This is a genomic window from Micromonospora sp. 4G55 (genome assembly GCF_016803375.1).
In genome coordinates this window covers 1-14,871 of sequence record NZ_JAEVHN010000096.1, presented here as the reverse complement: position 1 = coordinate 14,871, position 14,871 = coordinate 1, and the positions used below count along the sequence as shown (strand labels likewise).

Below are 14,871 nucleotides of genomic sequence, written 5' to 3'. Positions count from 1 at the left end.
CACCGGCGGCGGCCAGCGCCGCGCCGGCCTGCAACTGCTGGAGGCCGTCGACGAGGTGTCCATCCTCGCCGCCCCCGGCTTCCACGACCCGGTCTCGCACGAGGCCCTGCTGAGCATGGCCGAGCGGCTGCGCACCATGGTGGCGATCTGCGACCCGCCACCGGGCATCGACGACATCTCGGCGCTGACCCGGGTCGCCACCCCCAGCTCCGCCCGGGCCCCCCGCGCCGCCGACGGCAAACCCGCCGAGGGTACGGCGAAGCCGGCCGACGACGGCGGCGGCACCGTCGCGTACCGGCCCCGGCAGTCGGACTTCGGCACCTGCTACTTCCCCTGGCTGCGGGTGCGCGACCCGCTCAGCGGCGAGCTGGTGCTCACCCCGCCGAGCGGGCACATGGCCGGCATCTGGGCCCGCACCGACGGGCTGCGCGGGGTGCACAAGGCCCCGGCCAACGAGCCGGTACGCGGCGCCGTCGACCTGGAGTACCTGGTCACCCGCCCGGAGCACGACGTGCTCAACCCCAAGGGCGTCAACGTGATCCGCTACTTCGCCGGCGAGGGCATCCGGGTGTGGGGCGCCCGTACGCTCGCCGCCGAGGCCAGCGAGTGGCGCTATCTCAACGTGCGGCGGCTCTCCATCTCCATCGAGCAGGCCATCGCCAACGGCACCCGGTGGATGGTCTTCGAGCCGAACGACTTCTCGCTGTGGCGCTCCATCCGGCGCGACATCGGCGCCTTCCTCACCCGGGTCTGGCGCGACGGCGCCCTGCTCGGGCGCACGCCCGAGGAGGCGTTCTTCGTCAAGTGCGACGAGGAGACCAACCCGGCCGACGTACGCGACGCGGGCATGGTGGTCGCGCACATCGGCATCGCGGTGGTCAAGCCCGCGGAGTTCGTGGTGTTCAAGCTCAGCCAGTGGGCCGGTGGCACCGAGACCGAGACGATCGGAGGCTGAGATGACGACTCCCGCCACGCCGCAACCGGGCGCGCCGGTCGACCCGTACCGGGCCTACAACTTCAAGCTGCTCATCAACGGCATCACCAACGGGCACTTCACGGAGGTCAGCGGCCTGGAGGTGACGATCGCCCGGCGGGCGTACCGGGAGGCGGGCAACGACCGGATCCGGGCCGTACCGTGCCAGGTCGACTACGCCCCGGTGACCCTGCACTTCGGGCTCACCTCCTCCCGCGAGCTGTGGGACTGGGTGCAGGCCGCGGCCCGGGGGACGGTGAACCGCCGCAACGTCTCGGTGGTGCTGCTCGACGCCGCCGAGGCATCCGCCCGGTGCGCCGCCGAGGGGGTGCTCGGCGCGACGTACACCCCGCACTGCGCGGTGGTGCACCCGGCGAAGCTGGTCCGTGGGCTGGCCCGGGCGGTGGAACGGCGCGGCGTCACGATCCACGAGCGCACCCAGGTCACCGTCATCCGGGCCGGCGCGGCGGTGACCGCGCACGGCACGGTCCGGGCGCCGGTGGTGGTGCGGGCCACCGAGGGGTACACGCCGGGGCTGCCCGGGCAGCGGCGCGCCATCGCCCCGGTCTACTCGCTGATGGTGGCCACCGAGCCGCTGCCCGCGCAGACCTGGGACCGGATCGGGCTGGCCGAGCGGGAGACGTTCTCCGACCACCGGCACGTCATCATCTACGGCCAGCGCACCGCCGACGGCCGGTTGGCCTTCGGCGGGCGGGGCGCGCCTTACCACTTCGGCTCCCGGGTCTCCCCCGCGTACGACCGGGAGCCGGCGGTCTTCCGCGCGCTGCGCCGGGTGCTGGGCGAACTCTTCCCCGTGCTCGGCCCCGAGGTGCCGGTCAGCCACACCTGGGGCGGCCCGCTGGGGGTGGCCCGGGACTGGTCCGCCTCCGTCGGGCTGGACCGGGCGACCGGTCTCGGCTGGGCGGGCGGTTACGTCGGCGACGGGGTGGGCACCAGCAACCTGGCCGGCCGTACCCTCGCCGACCTGATCCGCGGCGTGGACAGCGGCCTGACGACGCTCCCCTGGGTCAACCACCGCTCCCCGAAGTGGGAACCGGAGCCCCTGCGCTGGCTGGCGGTCAACGCCGGCCTGAAGGTGATGTTCTCCGCCGACGCGGCCGAGGCCCGCAAGGGTCGCCCCTCCCGCCGCGCCGCCGCCTTCTCCCGCCTCCTCGGCCACTGACCCTCCCGGCGCCCACCCCGCCCGACCCCGTTGATCATGGAGTTGTTGCCATCCGCCTCGGCGTGTCGTGGCAACAACTTCATGATCAACGGGCAGTTCGGGGTGCCGGGTGGCAACCGGGGTGGGGGGTCAGGGGGTCAGGAGGGGTATGGAGTTTCTTCTGCTCGGGGCGTTCGAGGCGCGGCGGGACGGGGAGCCGGTCGAGTTGGGCTGCCGGCGGCAGGAGCGGTGCATCCTCGCGGTGCTGCTGCTGGACGTCGGCCACCTGGTGAGCACGGACCGGCTCATCGAGCTGTTGTGGAACGGCGAGCCACCGGCCGCGGCCCGGGGCGCGGTGCACACCTACATCGGGCGGTTGCGGGCGTCGCTGGCCCCGTACCAGGTCCGGATCACCACCCGCGGCGACGGCTACCTGGTGGAGCCGGACGGGCACCGGGTGGACGCGGTGGAGTTCGTCCAACTGGTGGACCGGGCGGCCGCCACCACCGACCCGGCCGATCGGGTCCGGCTGCTGGACCGGGCGCTGGCGCTGCGGCGGGGCCCGCTGCTCGCCGGCACGGCCGACGACGTGCTGCGGGAACGGCTGGACGGGCCGCTGGAGGAGCGCCGGCTCACCGGCGTCGAGCTGCGCGCCGAGGCGCGGCTCGCGCTGGGCCAGCACGCCCGCGTGGTGACCGAGCTGACCCCGGTGGTCGGCCGGCACCCGACCCGGGAGGCACCTGGTCGCCACCCTGATGACCGCGCTGTACCGGGGCGACCGGCAGGCCGACGCGCTGCGGCTGTACCGGCGCACCCGCCGGACGCTGGTGGACGACCTGGGGGTCGAGCCGGGTGACCGACTGCGGGAGGTGCACCGGCGGATCCTGCGCGCCGACCACCGCCTGGAGCGGACCGGTCGACCGGTGTACGAGGTGCGGGTCCGCGGCGAGTCCCTGCCGTGGAGCGTCGGCGGCCATCCGGCGCTCGAGTTCTGCAACACCTTCGCCGGCTGGGGCCACCAGCCGCCGATGCCGGGCGCGGAGTGGCTGCGCGGCTACCGCACACTGGCGGTCTGGACCGGCCACGTGGGGCTGGCCGACGAGGTGACCGTGGGCCGCCTGCTCGACCTCGCCCGCCGGAATCCGGTCGGGGCGAACGCCGCCCTCGACGAGGCCCGCGCGCTGCGCGCCCGGCTGTACGCCTGCCTGACCGACCCCGAGGACCGGCGCGCCTTCGACGCCGTCGCCCGGTACGCCGAGGAGGCCGCGAAGACGCTGGTCTTCCGGCGCGACGCCGACGGGCGCGGCCGGTGGTGGCCGGACCTGACCGCCGGGCTGCGGCTGCCCGTGCACGCGGTCGCCTGGAGCGCCGCCGAGCTGTTGGCCGACCCGCGCCGGCTCACCGTGCGGGTGTGCCCGGACGAGCGGTGCGGGTGGTTGTTCCTCGACGAGAGCGGCCTGCGGCGGTGGTGCAGCCTCGCCACCTGCGGCCGGTCCGCCACGGACGCACCCTGCCAGGGCGCGTCGGCACCCGCTGGCAGGCTGGCCGGGTGGACGCAGACGAGGTGACCGGCCTGCTGACCGAGTTCGCCGCGCGCGGGCTGCGGGCCTGGGTGGCCGGCGGCTGGGCGGTCGACGCGGTGGTCGGCCGGCAGACCCGACCGCACGGCGATCTCGACCTCGCCGTCGACGCGGCCCAGCAGGCGGAGGTCCTCGCCCTGCTGGACCGGCTCGGCTTCGCCCTGACCGTCGACTGGCTGCCGGTCCGCGCCGAGCTGACCGCGCCGGACGGTCGGCGGGTCGACCTGCACCCGGTGGCGTTCCGGCCGGACGGCAGCGGGGTCCAGGAGGGGCTGGACGGCGCCAGCTTCGGCTACGCCGCGGACGGCTTCGCCGAGGGCACCATCGACGGGCGGCCGGTGGCCTGCCTGTCGGTGACCCAGCAGCTGCGCTTCCGGGAGGGCTACCCGCCGCGCGCCGTCGACCAGCACGACATCGCCCTGCTCCGGGCAGCGGTGGGCTGAGTCAGCCCACCGCGCCCTGGCGCTCGTCGCCGGTGTCGAAGAACCGGGCCAGGTACTCGCCGGGCGGCAGGTCGCTGTCCCGCATCAGCGAGTACACCTCCGCGCCGTGGCCCGGCTCGTCGAACAGGCGGAACGCCTGGGCGAGCCCGGAGTAGGTGAAGGAGATGCCGTCGGTGTACCCGGCGGCGTCCGCCTCGGCCAGCGCGATCGCCTCGTCGAAGCTGCCCGCCCGCCAGATCGTGATGCGCTCCTCGTAGACGGTGGGCTCGCCGGCGTCGTCATGGAACACGCAGCGGACCGCGTACCACTGCCCGTCGGCATTCTCGTCCACCGGGCCAGTCTGCCACCGTGCCGCGAGACTCCCGCGCCGCGAGTCAGAGGTACGCCCCGCCCTCCTCGGTGATGCGGGCGACCAGCAGACCGATCCGGGCGGGGCCGGGCAGCCAGGGGTCGACGCCGCCCACCTCGGCGCGCAGGTGCGCGCCCTCGACCCGCACACCGCCGTTCCAGGGTGCCGGCCAGCTGGTGAACCGCCGCACCTCCACCAGACCGTCGGCGGTCAGGCTCACCAGCGCCCCGGCGAGCGCCGACACGGCCTCCTCGACCGTCGGGGACCTCGCCCCGTTGCCGAACCAGGCATCGGCGATCTCGGGCAGGGGCGCGTCGCCGTCGGACTCGTGCAGTACGAAGTACTCCACCTGGGTCAGGCCGGTCCGCTCCCTCATTCGTCCATTTTCTCCTGTTCGCCACGGCACCGGCAATCGACCCCACCCGGGGCGGATCGCGAGCTGCGACGCCCGGCCGGGTGAGCCGAGGATCGTGCCGACGGCACCGTCGAAACCACTACCGGACCGCCTCAAGCGGCTCTGACCTGGGACCGAGGCAGCGAGCTGGGCATGCACCACCTGTTAACAAAGGCGACCGCCAAGCCCGTCCACTTCTGCACGCCCGCGAGCGTTGGCGGCGCGGCAGGAACGGGAACACCAACGGCCTAATTCGTTGCTCGCATGTTGGAGGCGGCCGTCCGGCACGCACTCGGCGCGGCGGGTGCGGGTCCGGCCCGTAGCAGCGGGTGAGGGGAATAACTGGCTTGCACAGGCGCCGGGCTGAGAGTTTGACTGCTCGCCATGCCTTTCCCCTCACCGATCTTCGTTGCGGGTACGGGTCGTTCGGGAACGTCACGGATCGCCGACATCATCGGCGAACACCCGCTGATCCATCGGATTCCCATGGAGACCAAGTTTCTCGTCGACCCGGGCGGCCTGCGGGACCTGGCCGACGCGCTCACCGATCGATACGACCCCACCGTCGGTGAGGACGCCCTGCACCGGCTGAGCGACTTCCTCACCGTACGAGTGCCCGGCCGGCGCGACGATCGCGGCAAAACCGTTCCCGAGCTGGTCGGCGAGCGGCGCTACCGGGACGCGGTGCAACAGCTCTGGCCGCAGTTGATCGCGTGCACATACGACGAGCCTGCGCCCGCGGAAGGCTTCGGGAACGCTGACCGGCCTGCCGGGCCGTTCGAGCCGCTGAGCCGCCGGCGGGTACTTCCCAGGTATTTCAGCGACCGGGGCGAACTGCTCGGAATCTTGCGGGGCCTGATCGACACCATGTTCGGCGGAGCAGCCGCCGACGCGGGCAAGCCGACCTGGTGCGAGAAGACACCGTTCAACCTGCTGTGCATGGAGTTCCTCTGGGAACTGGTCCCCGAAGCGACCATCGTGCACATCAAGCGTCACCCGGTCTCAGTGCTCGCATCCCACCTGGCCCAGCCATGGGCACCGCCCACCGTCGACGGCGCGCTCGCCTACCTCAAGCCGGTCTACCACCGATGGCTCACCTGGAAGAACACGATCGACCTGACGGGCAGGCGCTACATCGAGGTGAAAGCAGAAGATCTCGCAGCCGACTGGCCCGGGCAGCGCCGCGCCCTGTTCGAACGGCTCGACGTCGACGACTTCGCCACCCCTTCAACGTTTCAGTCGCACAAGCTGACGAACCGCAACGACCAATTCGACGACGAAACCCGCGAGTTCATCCAAGAAGCACTCGGCAAGGTCATCCCGGCCATGGGATACGAGTGACGGCTCTGGCTCCACCTTGACGACGCCGTGACGCGCCCCTCGAACGCCCGGTAAACGCTGCTTCAGCCGAACCGACCCGCGAACCACCATGCGCTACGACCGGGCCCGCAAGAACCTCGACCGGCACCCCAACGACATCCTCGCCGCCTACCTGGCCTCCGGCACATAGCCAACCGTTCGCGGCTCCGCCGATGAGCGGGCACGTTGTTCTGCCTGCCAGCCGAGGAAACCCGTTGCGAGTGGCCGGCATCGGATGTCTGGTTGATCGGCCACCGATCACGGGAGGGAACATGACGCGTATGTCGCTGCCCACCCCCACGCTGCACACCGCTCGGCTGCGACTGCGTCCCTTCAACGACGCGGACGCGAACGACCTCTTCGCGCTGCACAGCAGCGCCTACGTGCTGCGCTACTGGGACGCGCCGCCGTGGAGCGAACGCGTGCGCGCCGAGCGGTTCATCACGGCTTGCCGGCAGATGGCAGAGGAAGGCACCGGGACGCGGCTGGCCGTGGACCGTCTTTCCGACGGGGCGTTCATCGGCTGGTGCAGTCTGACCCGGTGGAATCCGGACTACCGCAGTGCATCGCTGGGCTACTGCCTCGACGATGCAGCATGGGGCCACGGCTACGCGACGGAGGCCGCACGCGCCTTGCTGCAGTGGGCATTCGACACGCTGGACCTGAATCGAGTCCAGGCCGAGACCGATACCCGCAACGTGGCATCCGCCCGCGTCCTGGAGAAGCTCGGATTCGTGCGTGAAGGGACGTTGCGGGAAGACTGCGTCGTGAACGGCGAGGTCTCCGACTCGTGGATGTACGGGCTGATCAGGCGGGAGTGGCGGCCGTCGTCCGAGCCGGTTCCCGCCCCCTGAGTCCTCCTCGCTCGCGAGACGGCGGCCTCGAGGTGCGTCCTTCCGCCGCCTGCCGGCCACGAGAGGTTTCGCGGACATGCCGACGAGAGTGCACCGCGCCTGCTATTCCTCTTCCACCCCGCCAATTACTTCTCGCGCCCTTTTGACGGGCTCGAGTGGGTCGTTCATGTCCAGGATCCCTCCTGGCGAGGGCTGCGGCCCGACCGTACGCCCACCACCGCCCTGCGGGCGGCACAGCCGGTCCTTCCGCCGCCGCACGAGGAGGTGACCAGGGCCATGCAGACCCGCGACGGGCAGTGGCGGGTCGAAGCCGTCCGCCGCGGTCAGAATGTGGCGATCGGGTTGACCGGGCTACCGGACGTACCGGCGAAGCGGACCGGCGCGACTGTGAGGTGGAAGTCCCACTGGCCGAGCTCGGCAGCCGTCGTCGCGCACACCTCCAGGTCGCAGTTGTCGAGCAGCCACAGACCCATCGCGACGAGACTCACGGCGTGAACCGGCATCAACACGTCTTCGTACCCCGACGGCTGAACGTCCTGGGGGGTGTCAGCGCCGATCAGCGCGACCTCCCGTTCATGCAGCCACGGCAGGCAGGACGCGTGCCAGCCGGCCTGCGTGAAACCGCTGGCCTCACCGGCCTCGTGCCGGACGCGGCCATAGCCGGTCCGCAGGAGTACCGCATCGCCGGATCGCACCCGCACACCCTGGCGACGCTCGGCCTCCTCGAGATCGGCGGGAAACACACCCTGCCCCGGTTCCAACCACGGAACATCGCGGACCCTCGCAATGTCCAGCAGGACACCACGCGTGATGATGCCGTTCGCCGCCGCAGTGACGGCCGCCCACGCTGATCCCGTTGCGGCGTCGACCAACGAGTGCGACCGCCCGTTGTACATCGTGCCGTCCCAGAAGATGTGGCACGGCGAGTCGACGTGGGTGAGGGTGTTGCCGTGGAACGTGATGCCGAGCCGCTCGGACGAAAAGCCCCAGCGCCGGTCGGCGTGGAAGCCGGGCACCGGCATGTTCTCGGCACCCGGCATGTCGGCGGCGCACGGGCAGGTCGTCGTCGACCGCTCCATGTCTTCCGGTACGGCAACCTCCCATGCGCACGACACGCTCCTGCCGTGGCGCACTGCCCGCGCCGCCGCCCGCCGGACGTCGTCGGTGATGTGGTTCAGAGTTCCGAGCTCATCGTCGTCGCCCCACCGTCCCCAGTTCGACAGCGTGCGGAAGTACTCGAGCACGTCGTCCTGTGTGGGCATCGGTCGCCCTGCCGTCATCCCCAGCATCGACTCCTCCGGTCACGCGGTTCGAGGCGCCGCAGGTAAGGTATCCCGCCCTCTCCTTTGACCTGCCAAGCCCGCTGAACTGGCAAGACACTACATCAGCGGGCCAGGTTGAGGCAGTGTCGAACGCGCCAAGAAAGGCGCCTCGCCGCCCACCGGAACATCGAGATCGACTTCACTGTTCCGCCGCCGGTCGTGCACTGCAGTGCGCCGGCGATCACGACGCTCCGTACGCCGCTTCGCCAGACTGAACGGGAGACGGGGTGCGCGCTCGCGCCGATGTGGGTGCACGGCGGCTCGCCGCCCCAGCTCACCCTTCGGTCGCGATTGCGGCGATGGCGGCGTGTGGCCGATGAGTGCCTTCGCTGGGCCGCTGCAGGCGCTCAACTTCCGTGAAGCCGGCGCGCGCCAGTCGCTCGGAGAACTCGTCAACGGGCCAGCGATAGGCGGTCACGACCTTGTGGTCGAAGGCGGCGACCTCGTCACCTACGAAGAGACCGAGCACCAACGTTCCGGCCGGGGCCATTACTCGCCGGAACTCGGCGAGCACGCCGTCGAGATCTTGCGGCGGCAGATGGATCAACGAGCCCCAGGCCAGGATGCCGGCGATGGAGTGGTCGGCAACGGCGAGATCTTCCATCGACCCGAGTTGGTAGCGACCGCTCGGGTGGGCTGCCTGCGCATGGGCGATGAACTCGGGGACCATGTCGATTCCCGTTGCGATGACGCCCAGCGAGCGAAGGTAATCGGTGATGTGGCCAGGCCCACAGCCCAGATCGAGCACCGTGCCAGGTCGGCCCGCCAGATGTCGCCCGATGAAGGCGAGGTCGTCGGCGTGTACCTGCTGGCGTGTACCGAACAGCTCGATGTAGAGCTCGGCGACGGACGCATATGCCTGCCGGACCTGCTCCAGGTTCACCAAGCGACTATATGGGCTCTCGGACTGGCAGAGCAGGCCGGGCCAGCGCGGGACGCGCGTCCATTCTCGCGGTGCCCGCACCCGGCGATCCGAGGACAAGGTCAGATGAGCACATCTGCCGCGTGGCGTGCACGACCATGTCTGCCTCGCCGCTCGTTCGCTGCGGCTGGTTGAACATATGCTCGCCGAGTGATCACCTGCGTCGTGCACTACACCATCGACCCCGTTCAGATCGAGGCGTTCGAACGCTTCGCCCGCGAGTGGATGCGCCTAGTAGCGATGCACGGCGGCACTCACCACGGCTACTTCTTGCCGGCTGAGGGCGCCAGCGATCGGGCCGAGGCATTGTTCAGCTTTGAGAGCTTGGCCGCCTATGAGCGCTACCGGTCCCGGTTCGGCGACGACCCGGAGTTCGCCGCCGCTGACAGGATCCGCGATGAATCGGGTTGCGTCCTACGGTACGAGCGGACATTCATGCGACCGCTACTTCCGGGCTGATCAATCGCACTGATCTGCCGCTCCGGACGTGCTGGCGTTCATCGCCGCCGGGGACGCACGGTGATGTATGGCTGTCGTTCTGCTCCCGCGTCCGGTGTCGTACCTGCCGCTCAGCTCGTTCTGCGCGCCGCGGTGTCCGCCCTTCTCGGCCGCTACCGTGGCCAGGGAGCTACGGGCTGCCCCGACGGGCGATCGGGCTACCGCGTCTGAGCCGGTCGCGAAGGGGCGTCGAGGAGTACCTCGTATAGGTAGAGGTCACCGTTGGTGCCCAGGTGGCGGAACCCGGCACGTTCGAGGGTCCGCTGGGAAGCGACGTTGTCCCCGGTGGTGCCGGCGACAACTCGGGACAATCCGTGATCGGCCGCGACGGTCAGCAGGGCGACGAGTGCCTCCGCTGCATAGCCGTGACCACGGGCCGATGGGGCAAGGCCGTAACCGACCTCGATACATCCGTCGTCCGGCTGACCCTTGAAACCGATTCCACCGATGGCCTTCCCGTCGGCGGTCCGGGTGATCCGGTAGTGCCCGAAAGGGCGCTGGTCCCCGTGAGCGGCCGTAGCTGTGAGAAAGGCCGTGACGCCGATGACGTCGCCGTCGAAAGGAAAATCCTCAGCCCAGGCGTCCCCGGCTCCGGCGCGCCGCCCGACGATGCGTTCACCCTCTGCTGTGTCGATGGCGTGCAAGCACAGTCGCGGCGTTTGAAGTTCGGTCACGGGCAGCAGCGAAGCAGCCCTCGACACTCCGCACAAGCCGATTACGCCACCTCGGACGAGGCCGGTCGCGGAACCCCCTTGGGACACGCGCACATGCCGCCGACCGGGCGTCGCAGCGTGTGACGGACGTACGGTGGTGCTCGACGGGCGGTCGTGCCGACGAGCGTGCGCACCTTATTGTGCTGGCCATGATCGAGACCGCCGCCCGGACGACCCGCAATCGGCGCAGCAACAGCGTATTCGTACTTGCGTGCATCAGCTTGGTGCTGTCGCTGATCGCGTGTGGTGTGGCCGGGCTGGTCTTCGGCAACAACGAACTGGACCCGCTCCCGGTGCAGTCCGGGCCGCAGGTCGCCAGCGCGGCTCAGGTGGAAGCCGTCGCTCACGTGACCCTGCCTCCCGGAACCGTGCTGCTGTCCGCCGCTTACCGCAACGGCCTGGAAACCCTGCTTTCGGCGAAGTTCCGCATGCCCCGTACTGCGCTCGACGCCTTCATCGCCGAGGCGAAGTTCACGGCGGCTCCCGCACCGGGGTTGCGGGCAGTCGACGCGAAACACAACGTCGGCGGCGGCAACCTGTGGGACCCCGAAACCGCCAAGACCGTCTCCGGCATCGTCGAGGAGCAACCCACCGCCGACGGCACGCGCCGATCGGTACTGTTCAACCTCGACGCACCCGACGTGATCACCGTGTACGTGTACGCCAGCCGCGGCTGAACCTCGCGGACATCCTCGAGCGGTACTACTCGGACGGGTCTCTTCCGCAACGTCCTCTGGGAACGTGCGGTCGTCGCGCAACAGGTAAATTGCGACGACGAGGAGGAGACAGGTGACTACTGGTGGCTTCTCGTCGAAACGGCTGGCCCGGGTGCGAGAGCTGCTCGCGCGTCATGTCGACTCCGGCTTCGTCCCAGGGGCTTTGGCCGTCCTCGCCCGCCACGGCGAGGTGCACATCGAAGCGACCGGCAGTCTCGCGTTCGAGGGCGCAGGGTCGGGGAGGCCGATGGCAGGCGACACGATCTGTCGCCTGGGTTCGATGGGCAAGCCGATCGTCGCGGCGTGTGCGATGACGCTCGTCGAGGACGGCATCCTCCGCCTCGACGACCCGGTCGACGACCTCCTCCCGGAGCTGGCGGACATGACCGTGCTCGCCGATCCTGACGGACCACTGGAAGACACCGTTCCGGCGAGACGCACGATAACCCTGCGGGATCTGCTGACCTACACCCTCGGCACCGGCATGGTCCCTGCCGAGCCGGGAACGGTTCCGATCGCCGACGCGCTGAACGCACTCGGCAAGCCCCCACCGGACGAGTGGATGCGCCGGCTCGGCGCGCTTCCACTCATCCACCAGCCAGGTGAGCGCTGGATGTACGACACCGCCGCCGACGTGACGGGCGTGCTCATCGCCCGGGCCACCGGCATGTCCTTCGGGGATGCCCTGCGCGAGCGGATCTGCGCTCCGCTCGGCATGAAGGACACCGCCTTCAACGCGGGCGGCGAGAGCATCGGCCGGCTGGCGACGGCGTACGAGCGGGACGACGCCGCCACCGGTGAGCCGGTCGTCGAGGACGTCCCCGACGGGCGGTGGAGTCGGCCGCCGGCGTTCGAATCAGGCGGCGGCGGCTCGTCTCGACCGCCGACGACTACCTCGCCTTCGCCACGGCTCTGCTCACGGGCGGCACCCACCGCGGTGAGCGGGTGCTCTCGCGACCGTCGGTGACCCTGATGACCAGCGACCAGCTGACCCCGGCGCAGAAAGCGGTCTCCGGGTTCTGGCCTGGATACTTCGACACCATGGGCTGGGGTTTCGGGATGTCGGTCCGCACCCGCCGCACGCACCTCGGCCCCTCGGTCGGCAGCTACGGATGGCCCGGCTACTACGGCACCGCCTGGTACAACGATCCCGCCGAGGACATGACGACGATCTTCATCATGCAGCGGGCGCACGCGGGCGACCAGAGGCTGCCGATGTGGCACGACTTCTGGACCGCTGTCTACCAGGCGATCGACGACTGACCCCGAGGGCCGGAGACCGCCACGTCAGGCGGCGGTGTCCGCACGCGCCGCCCGGCAACCGACCCAGTGACCTACTCATTCGGAGGAGTTCAGCCGTCCTGCAGAAGTCTCGTACAGCGGTCAGATAACGCTCGGAAAGTACTTCGATCAGTGGGACGCTCGCTAGCGACGGAACCGGTCCTGCCATGAAGTCGGTGATCCGTCGTCGGTCAAGGATCCCGACGCCGGACGGTCCCGCATCCTCTTCTGCCGCGGACCGCGCTCCCGGCTGCCCGGCGGTAGCCGCTCACCTCCGATGTCGGGCGCCTCGCTTGTGTGCGGCTGAGACGGTGCCGATGCTCATCGAGACCGGTCGGTCTTGTGGCGGAGGCGGCGCGCGGTGCAACGGCACGAGGTCGAGCGGGATGAAGCCGGCCACGATTCGTGCTCGGCCAGACCGGTCAGGCAAAATCGGCCGCCGTCATGCCGACCGGATGATCGGGCGGCCACTGCACCAGCTCGATCCGGTAGCCGTCGGGATCGGTGAGCCATGACGTCCGCATCCCCGGCCCCAGCTCCGTCGGCGGCTCGGCCATGACGCCCCTGATTGCCAGATCGGCAATCGTGGCGCTGAGGTCGTCCACTTGGACGACGAGGTGATTGACGGCGCCGATGTCCCCAACCGGTCTCGCGGGGTCGTACACGAGCTCGAGGCTGACGAACGGATCGTCGGGAAGCTGAAGCATGGTCAGGCTGCCGAACTCTGTCTCGGGGACACCGCCGATCTTGGCATACCCGACCGCGGTGTAGAAGGCGAGCGAGCGCTCAAGGTTGGTGACCCGCAGCCCGAGGTGCAACATGCGCATGCTCGGCAGATTAGTGCCATCCGGCGGGGGACGACACCTCCGCCGGCGGGCCTGGCGGCTGGGGGCAGGTGCGAGCAGACCAAACCGCCGTGATCACGTGCACCCTCATGCCGCCGTCCGGGCGTTCAGTGGGGAAACGCGCGGGGGACGCGTGCGCTGAGGAGTTCGTCGCGGAACGCTTGGATGCGCGTGATGACCTGTCGCCTGCCGATGGTGTTCTCGATGCGGTCGAGGTACAGGCATCGGGCGGCGAGTTTGTCGAGGTCAACGGTGAAGTAGATCGCCATCAGCGGGTTGACGAACAGGTCGCCGCCGCCGGTGCGCCGGGTGAACCGGACGTCTCCGAACGCGCCGCTGGTGGCGGCGGCGATCTGTCCCTGGACGATGCTCGGCCGGTCCGGGGTGGCGGCCTGGGCGTCGGCGACAGCATCGCGGTACAGCGCCGCCTCCCGGCTGGATCCGGGGATGGACAGGGCACCGAGGTAGCCGCCGTCGCGGTCGAGCGCGGCGAGATTCTCCAGCACCTGGACGTGGTTGACGCCGTCATAGGCGTCGATGCCGAAGCCTAGACTGGTCACCAGCTTGACCGGCACGTCCAGCGCGGCCACGGCGGCCAGGCTGGTGATGTCCTCCACCGGGGTGCCGAGATCGCTTTCGTCGCCGCGCAGCAGGACATCGGTGCCGCCATCGACCAGCACCACCGCATCGATGTCGAGTTGTTCGACCAGGTACCGGTACGCCGCCCGCAACGGCTGGACACCGAGCGGCGGAAAGGCGTACACGGTCGACGGCAGTTCCTGAGCCGCCAGCCACCGGGCGAGCGTCCGTTCGGGGAAGTACCAGTCCGGGCTGGTGGTGTCCGGTTGCACCGCCGCGACGTCCTTCGCTACCCACGCGTCGCGGTCGATCAACTCGAGCTCAGAGAAGGACAGACTGGCCAGGTGCACCTGTGCGCCGCCGCGCCACAGGGCGAACGCCAAGGGCAGGCCGGCGTACACGTCGAACCCACCGCCCGCTCCGGCGATGAGGATGCTCCGCGCCGGAGCCAGCGCGGCAAACAGCGGCGGAACGGCCAACGAGAACGCATCGGGGTCGGCCGGCAGCACGGCAGGGTTGATCACCGCTCAATGATCAGCCACCCGTGCTGCACAAGCCACGTGGCCCACCGCGACCGGCAACAACGATCGGGGTTTACGCACATGCCGCTGATCGTTTGATCGCCAGGCAGCCGCCGCTGGATCACGGATCGAGGTGCGAGCCGGGCTAGAAGCTGAGCGGCACGGTCTCCACGTAGAACTCGGCGCCCTCGACTGGATGCCGCGATGCTAGGTAGGCGTCGGCGGCCTGCCGGGTGAGGAACGCCCCGACCGGCACAACGGTGCCACTCTGACCAGGCCAACTGATCCTGACCATGACGACGTGCAGGTTCATCACGGCTTGCCGGCAGATGGCAGAGGAAGGCACCGGGACGCGGCCGG

Annotated in this window: 19 protein-coding genes; 11 read left to right on the top strand and 8 right to left on the bottom strand. The window is 70.2% G+C overall.

The annotated features are described in order from the left end of the window. The 5 genes from JNW89_RS11240 to JNW89_RS11220 form a co-directional block, all read left to right on the top strand. On the top strand, positions 1-955 hold a 955-nt coding region (locus JNW89_RS11240; protein ID WP_238448847.1), incomplete at its 5' end, for a phage tail sheath C-terminal domain-containing protein. A 1-nt stretch (position 956) separates the two neighbouring features. Beyond that, positions 957-2,156, top strand: a complete 1,200-nt coding sequence (locus JNW89_RS11235) for an FAD-dependent oxidoreductase (RefSeq protein ID WP_238448846.1) — start codon at positions 957-959, stop codon at positions 2,154-2,156. 148 nt (positions 2,157-2,304) lie between these two features. Further along, on the top strand, positions 2,305-2,991 hold the full coding sequence (locus JNW89_RS11230; RefSeq protein ID WP_255540679.1) for a BTAD domain-containing putative transcriptional regulator: 687 nt from the start codon (positions 2,305-2,307) through the stop codon (positions 2,989-2,991). Continuing rightward, entirely contained in the window at positions 2,891-3,703 is an 813-nt protein-coding gene (locus JNW89_RS11225) for an ABATE domain-containing protein (RefSeq protein WP_255540678.1), read from the top strand. Before JNW89_RS11230 ends, JNW89_RS11225 begins: the two co-directional genes overlap by 101 nt. After that, entirely contained in the window at positions 3,685-4,158 is a 474-nt protein-coding gene (locus JNW89_RS11220; protein WP_238448845.1) for a nucleotidyltransferase domain-containing protein, read from the top strand. Before JNW89_RS11225 ends, JNW89_RS11220 begins: the two co-directional genes overlap by 19 nt. A 1-nt stretch (position 4,159) precedes the next feature. Here JNW89_RS11220 and JNW89_RS11215 read toward each other — a convergent pair whose 3' ends face one another. Both JNW89_RS11215 and JNW89_RS11210 read right to left on the bottom strand, forming a co-directional pair. Then, entirely contained in the window at positions 4,160-4,489 is a 330-nt protein-coding gene (locus tag JNW89_RS11215) for a hypothetical protein (protein ID WP_238448844.1), read from the bottom strand. Between the two features lie 43 nt (positions 4,490-4,532). Further along, the gene (locus tag JNW89_RS11210) at positions 4,533-4,883 is read right to left on the bottom strand and encodes a hypothetical protein (RefSeq protein WP_238448843.1); all 351 of its coding nucleotides are present in this window, start codon (positions 4,881-4,883) and stop codon (positions 4,533-4,535) included. Positions 4,884-5,285: 402 nt separating this feature from the next. On the opposite strand from JNW89_RS11210, the gene JNW89_RS11200 reads away from it, so the two are divergent. Both JNW89_RS11200 and JNW89_RS11195 read left to right on the top strand, forming a co-directional pair. After that, on the top strand, positions 5,286-6,242 hold the full coding sequence (locus JNW89_RS11200) for a sulfotransferase (RefSeq protein WP_238448842.1): 957 nt from the start codon (positions 5,286-5,288) through the stop codon (positions 6,240-6,242). Positions 6,243-6,541: 299 nt separating this feature from the next. Further along, positions 6,542-7,114, top strand: a complete 573-nt coding sequence (locus JNW89_RS11195; protein ID WP_238448841.1) for a GNAT family N-acetyltransferase — start codon at positions 6,542-6,544, stop codon at positions 7,112-7,114. 323 nt (positions 7,115-7,437) lie between these two features. Here JNW89_RS11195 and JNW89_RS11190 read toward each other — a convergent pair whose 3' ends face one another. Next, positions 7,438-8,403, bottom strand: coding sequence for a cyclase family protein (locus tag JNW89_RS11190; protein ID WP_238448840.1), 966 nt, complete (start codon positions 8,401-8,403; stop codon positions 7,438-7,440). A gap of 307 nt (positions 8,404-8,710) precedes the next feature. Continuing rightward, complete coding sequence (locus JNW89_RS11185; RefSeq protein WP_238448839.1) at positions 8,711-9,319, bottom strand: bifunctional 2-polyprenyl-6-hydroxyphenol methylase/3-demethylubiquinol 3-O-methyltransferase UbiG; 609 nt, start codon at positions 9,317-9,319, stop codon at positions 8,711-8,713. A gap of 204 nt (positions 9,320-9,523) precedes the next feature. Here JNW89_RS11185 and JNW89_RS11180 point away from each other — a divergent pair, with 204 nt between their 5' ends. After that, positions 9,524-9,817, top strand: coding sequence for an NIPSNAP family protein (locus tag JNW89_RS11180; protein WP_238448838.1), 294 nt, complete (start codon positions 9,524-9,526; stop codon positions 9,815-9,817). Between the two features lie 197 nt (positions 9,818-10,014). Here the strand turns inward: JNW89_RS11180 and JNW89_RS11175 are convergent, their stop codons facing one another. Then, positions 10,015-10,530, bottom strand: a complete 516-nt coding sequence (locus tag JNW89_RS11175) for a GNAT family N-acetyltransferase (protein WP_238448837.1) — start codon at positions 10,528-10,530, stop codon at positions 10,015-10,017. Between the two features lie 188 nt (positions 10,531-10,718). Between JNW89_RS11175 and JNW89_RS11170 the strand changes: the two genes are divergently transcribed. The 3 genes from JNW89_RS11170 (at position 10,719) to JNW89_RS36680 (ending at position 12,548) form a co-directional block, all read left to right on the top strand. Continuing rightward, positions 10,719-11,246 carry a hypothetical protein gene (locus JNW89_RS11170; protein WP_238448836.1) on the top strand — a complete coding sequence of 176 codons (528 nt, stop codon included), beginning with the start codon at positions 10,719-10,721 and terminating at the stop codon, positions 11,244-11,246. A 112-nt stretch (positions 11,247-11,358) separates the two neighbouring features. Further along, positions 11,359-12,252, top strand: coding sequence for a serine hydrolase domain-containing protein (locus JNW89_RS11165; protein WP_309139973.1), 894 nt, complete (start codon positions 11,359-11,361; stop codon positions 12,250-12,252). Then, positions 12,141-12,548, top strand: coding sequence for a serine hydrolase (locus JNW89_RS36680; RefSeq protein ID WP_309139974.1), 408 nt, complete (start codon positions 12,141-12,143; stop codon positions 12,546-12,548). The genes JNW89_RS11165 and JNW89_RS36680 overlap by 112 nt, the downstream gene beginning before the upstream one ends. Before the next feature lie 440 nt (positions 12,549-12,988). Here JNW89_RS36680 and JNW89_RS11160 read toward each other — a convergent pair whose 3' ends face one another. The 3 genes from JNW89_RS11160 to JNW89_RS11150 all read right to left on the bottom strand — a co-directional run. Next, positions 12,989-13,393 (bottom strand): VOC family protein, encoded by a 405-nt coding sequence (locus tag JNW89_RS11160; protein WP_238448835.1) that lies wholly within the window; start codon positions 13,391-13,393, stop codon positions 12,989-12,991. Positions 13,394-13,518: 125 nt separating this feature from the next. Continuing rightward, positions 13,519-14,514, bottom strand: coding sequence for a DUF1152 domain-containing protein (locus JNW89_RS11155; RefSeq protein ID WP_238448834.1), 996 nt, complete (start codon positions 14,512-14,514; stop codon positions 13,519-13,521). 142 nt (positions 14,515-14,656) lie between these two features. Further along, a partial coding sequence (locus JNW89_RS11150; protein ID WP_238448833.1) for a hypothetical protein occupies positions 14,657-14,871 on the bottom strand: 215 nt, incomplete at its 5' end.

Excerpts from the sequence above, each read along its gene's own strand:
- JNW89_RS11235 (WP_238448846.1), top strand. The coding sequence starts at position 957 with ATGACGACTCCCGCCACGCCGCAACCGGGCGCGCCGGTCGACCCGTAC.
- JNW89_RS11230 (WP_255540679.1), top strand. The coding sequence starts at position 2,305 with ATGGAGTTTCTTCTGCTCGGGGCGTTCGAGGCGCGGCGGGACGGGGAG.
- JNW89_RS11225 (WP_255540678.1), top strand. The coding sequence starts at position 2,891 with ATGACCGCGCTGTACCGGGGCGACCGGCAGGCCGACGCGCTGCGGCTG.
- JNW89_RS11210 (WP_238448843.1), bottom strand. The coding sequence starts at position 4,883 with ATGAGGGAGCGGACCGGCCTGACCCAGGTGGAGTACTTCGTACTGCAC.
- JNW89_RS11200 (WP_238448842.1), top strand. The coding sequence starts at position 5,286 with ATGCCTTTCCCCTCACCGATCTTCGTTGCGGGTACGGGTCGTTCGGGA.
- JNW89_RS11195 (WP_238448841.1), top strand. The coding sequence starts at position 6,542 with ATGTCGCTGCCCACCCCCACGCTGCACACCGCTCGGCTGCGACTGCGT.
- JNW89_RS11190 (WP_238448840.1), bottom strand. The coding sequence starts at position 8,403 with ATGCTGGGGATGACGGCAGGGCGACCGATGCCCACACAGGACGACGTG.
- JNW89_RS11170 (WP_238448836.1), top strand. The coding sequence starts at position 10,719 with ATGATCGAGACCGCCGCCCGGACGACCCGCAATCGGCGCAGCAACAGC.
- JNW89_RS11160 (WP_238448835.1), bottom strand. The coding sequence starts at position 13,393 with ATGCGCATGTTGCACCTCGGGCTGCGGGTCACCAACCTTGAGCGCTCG.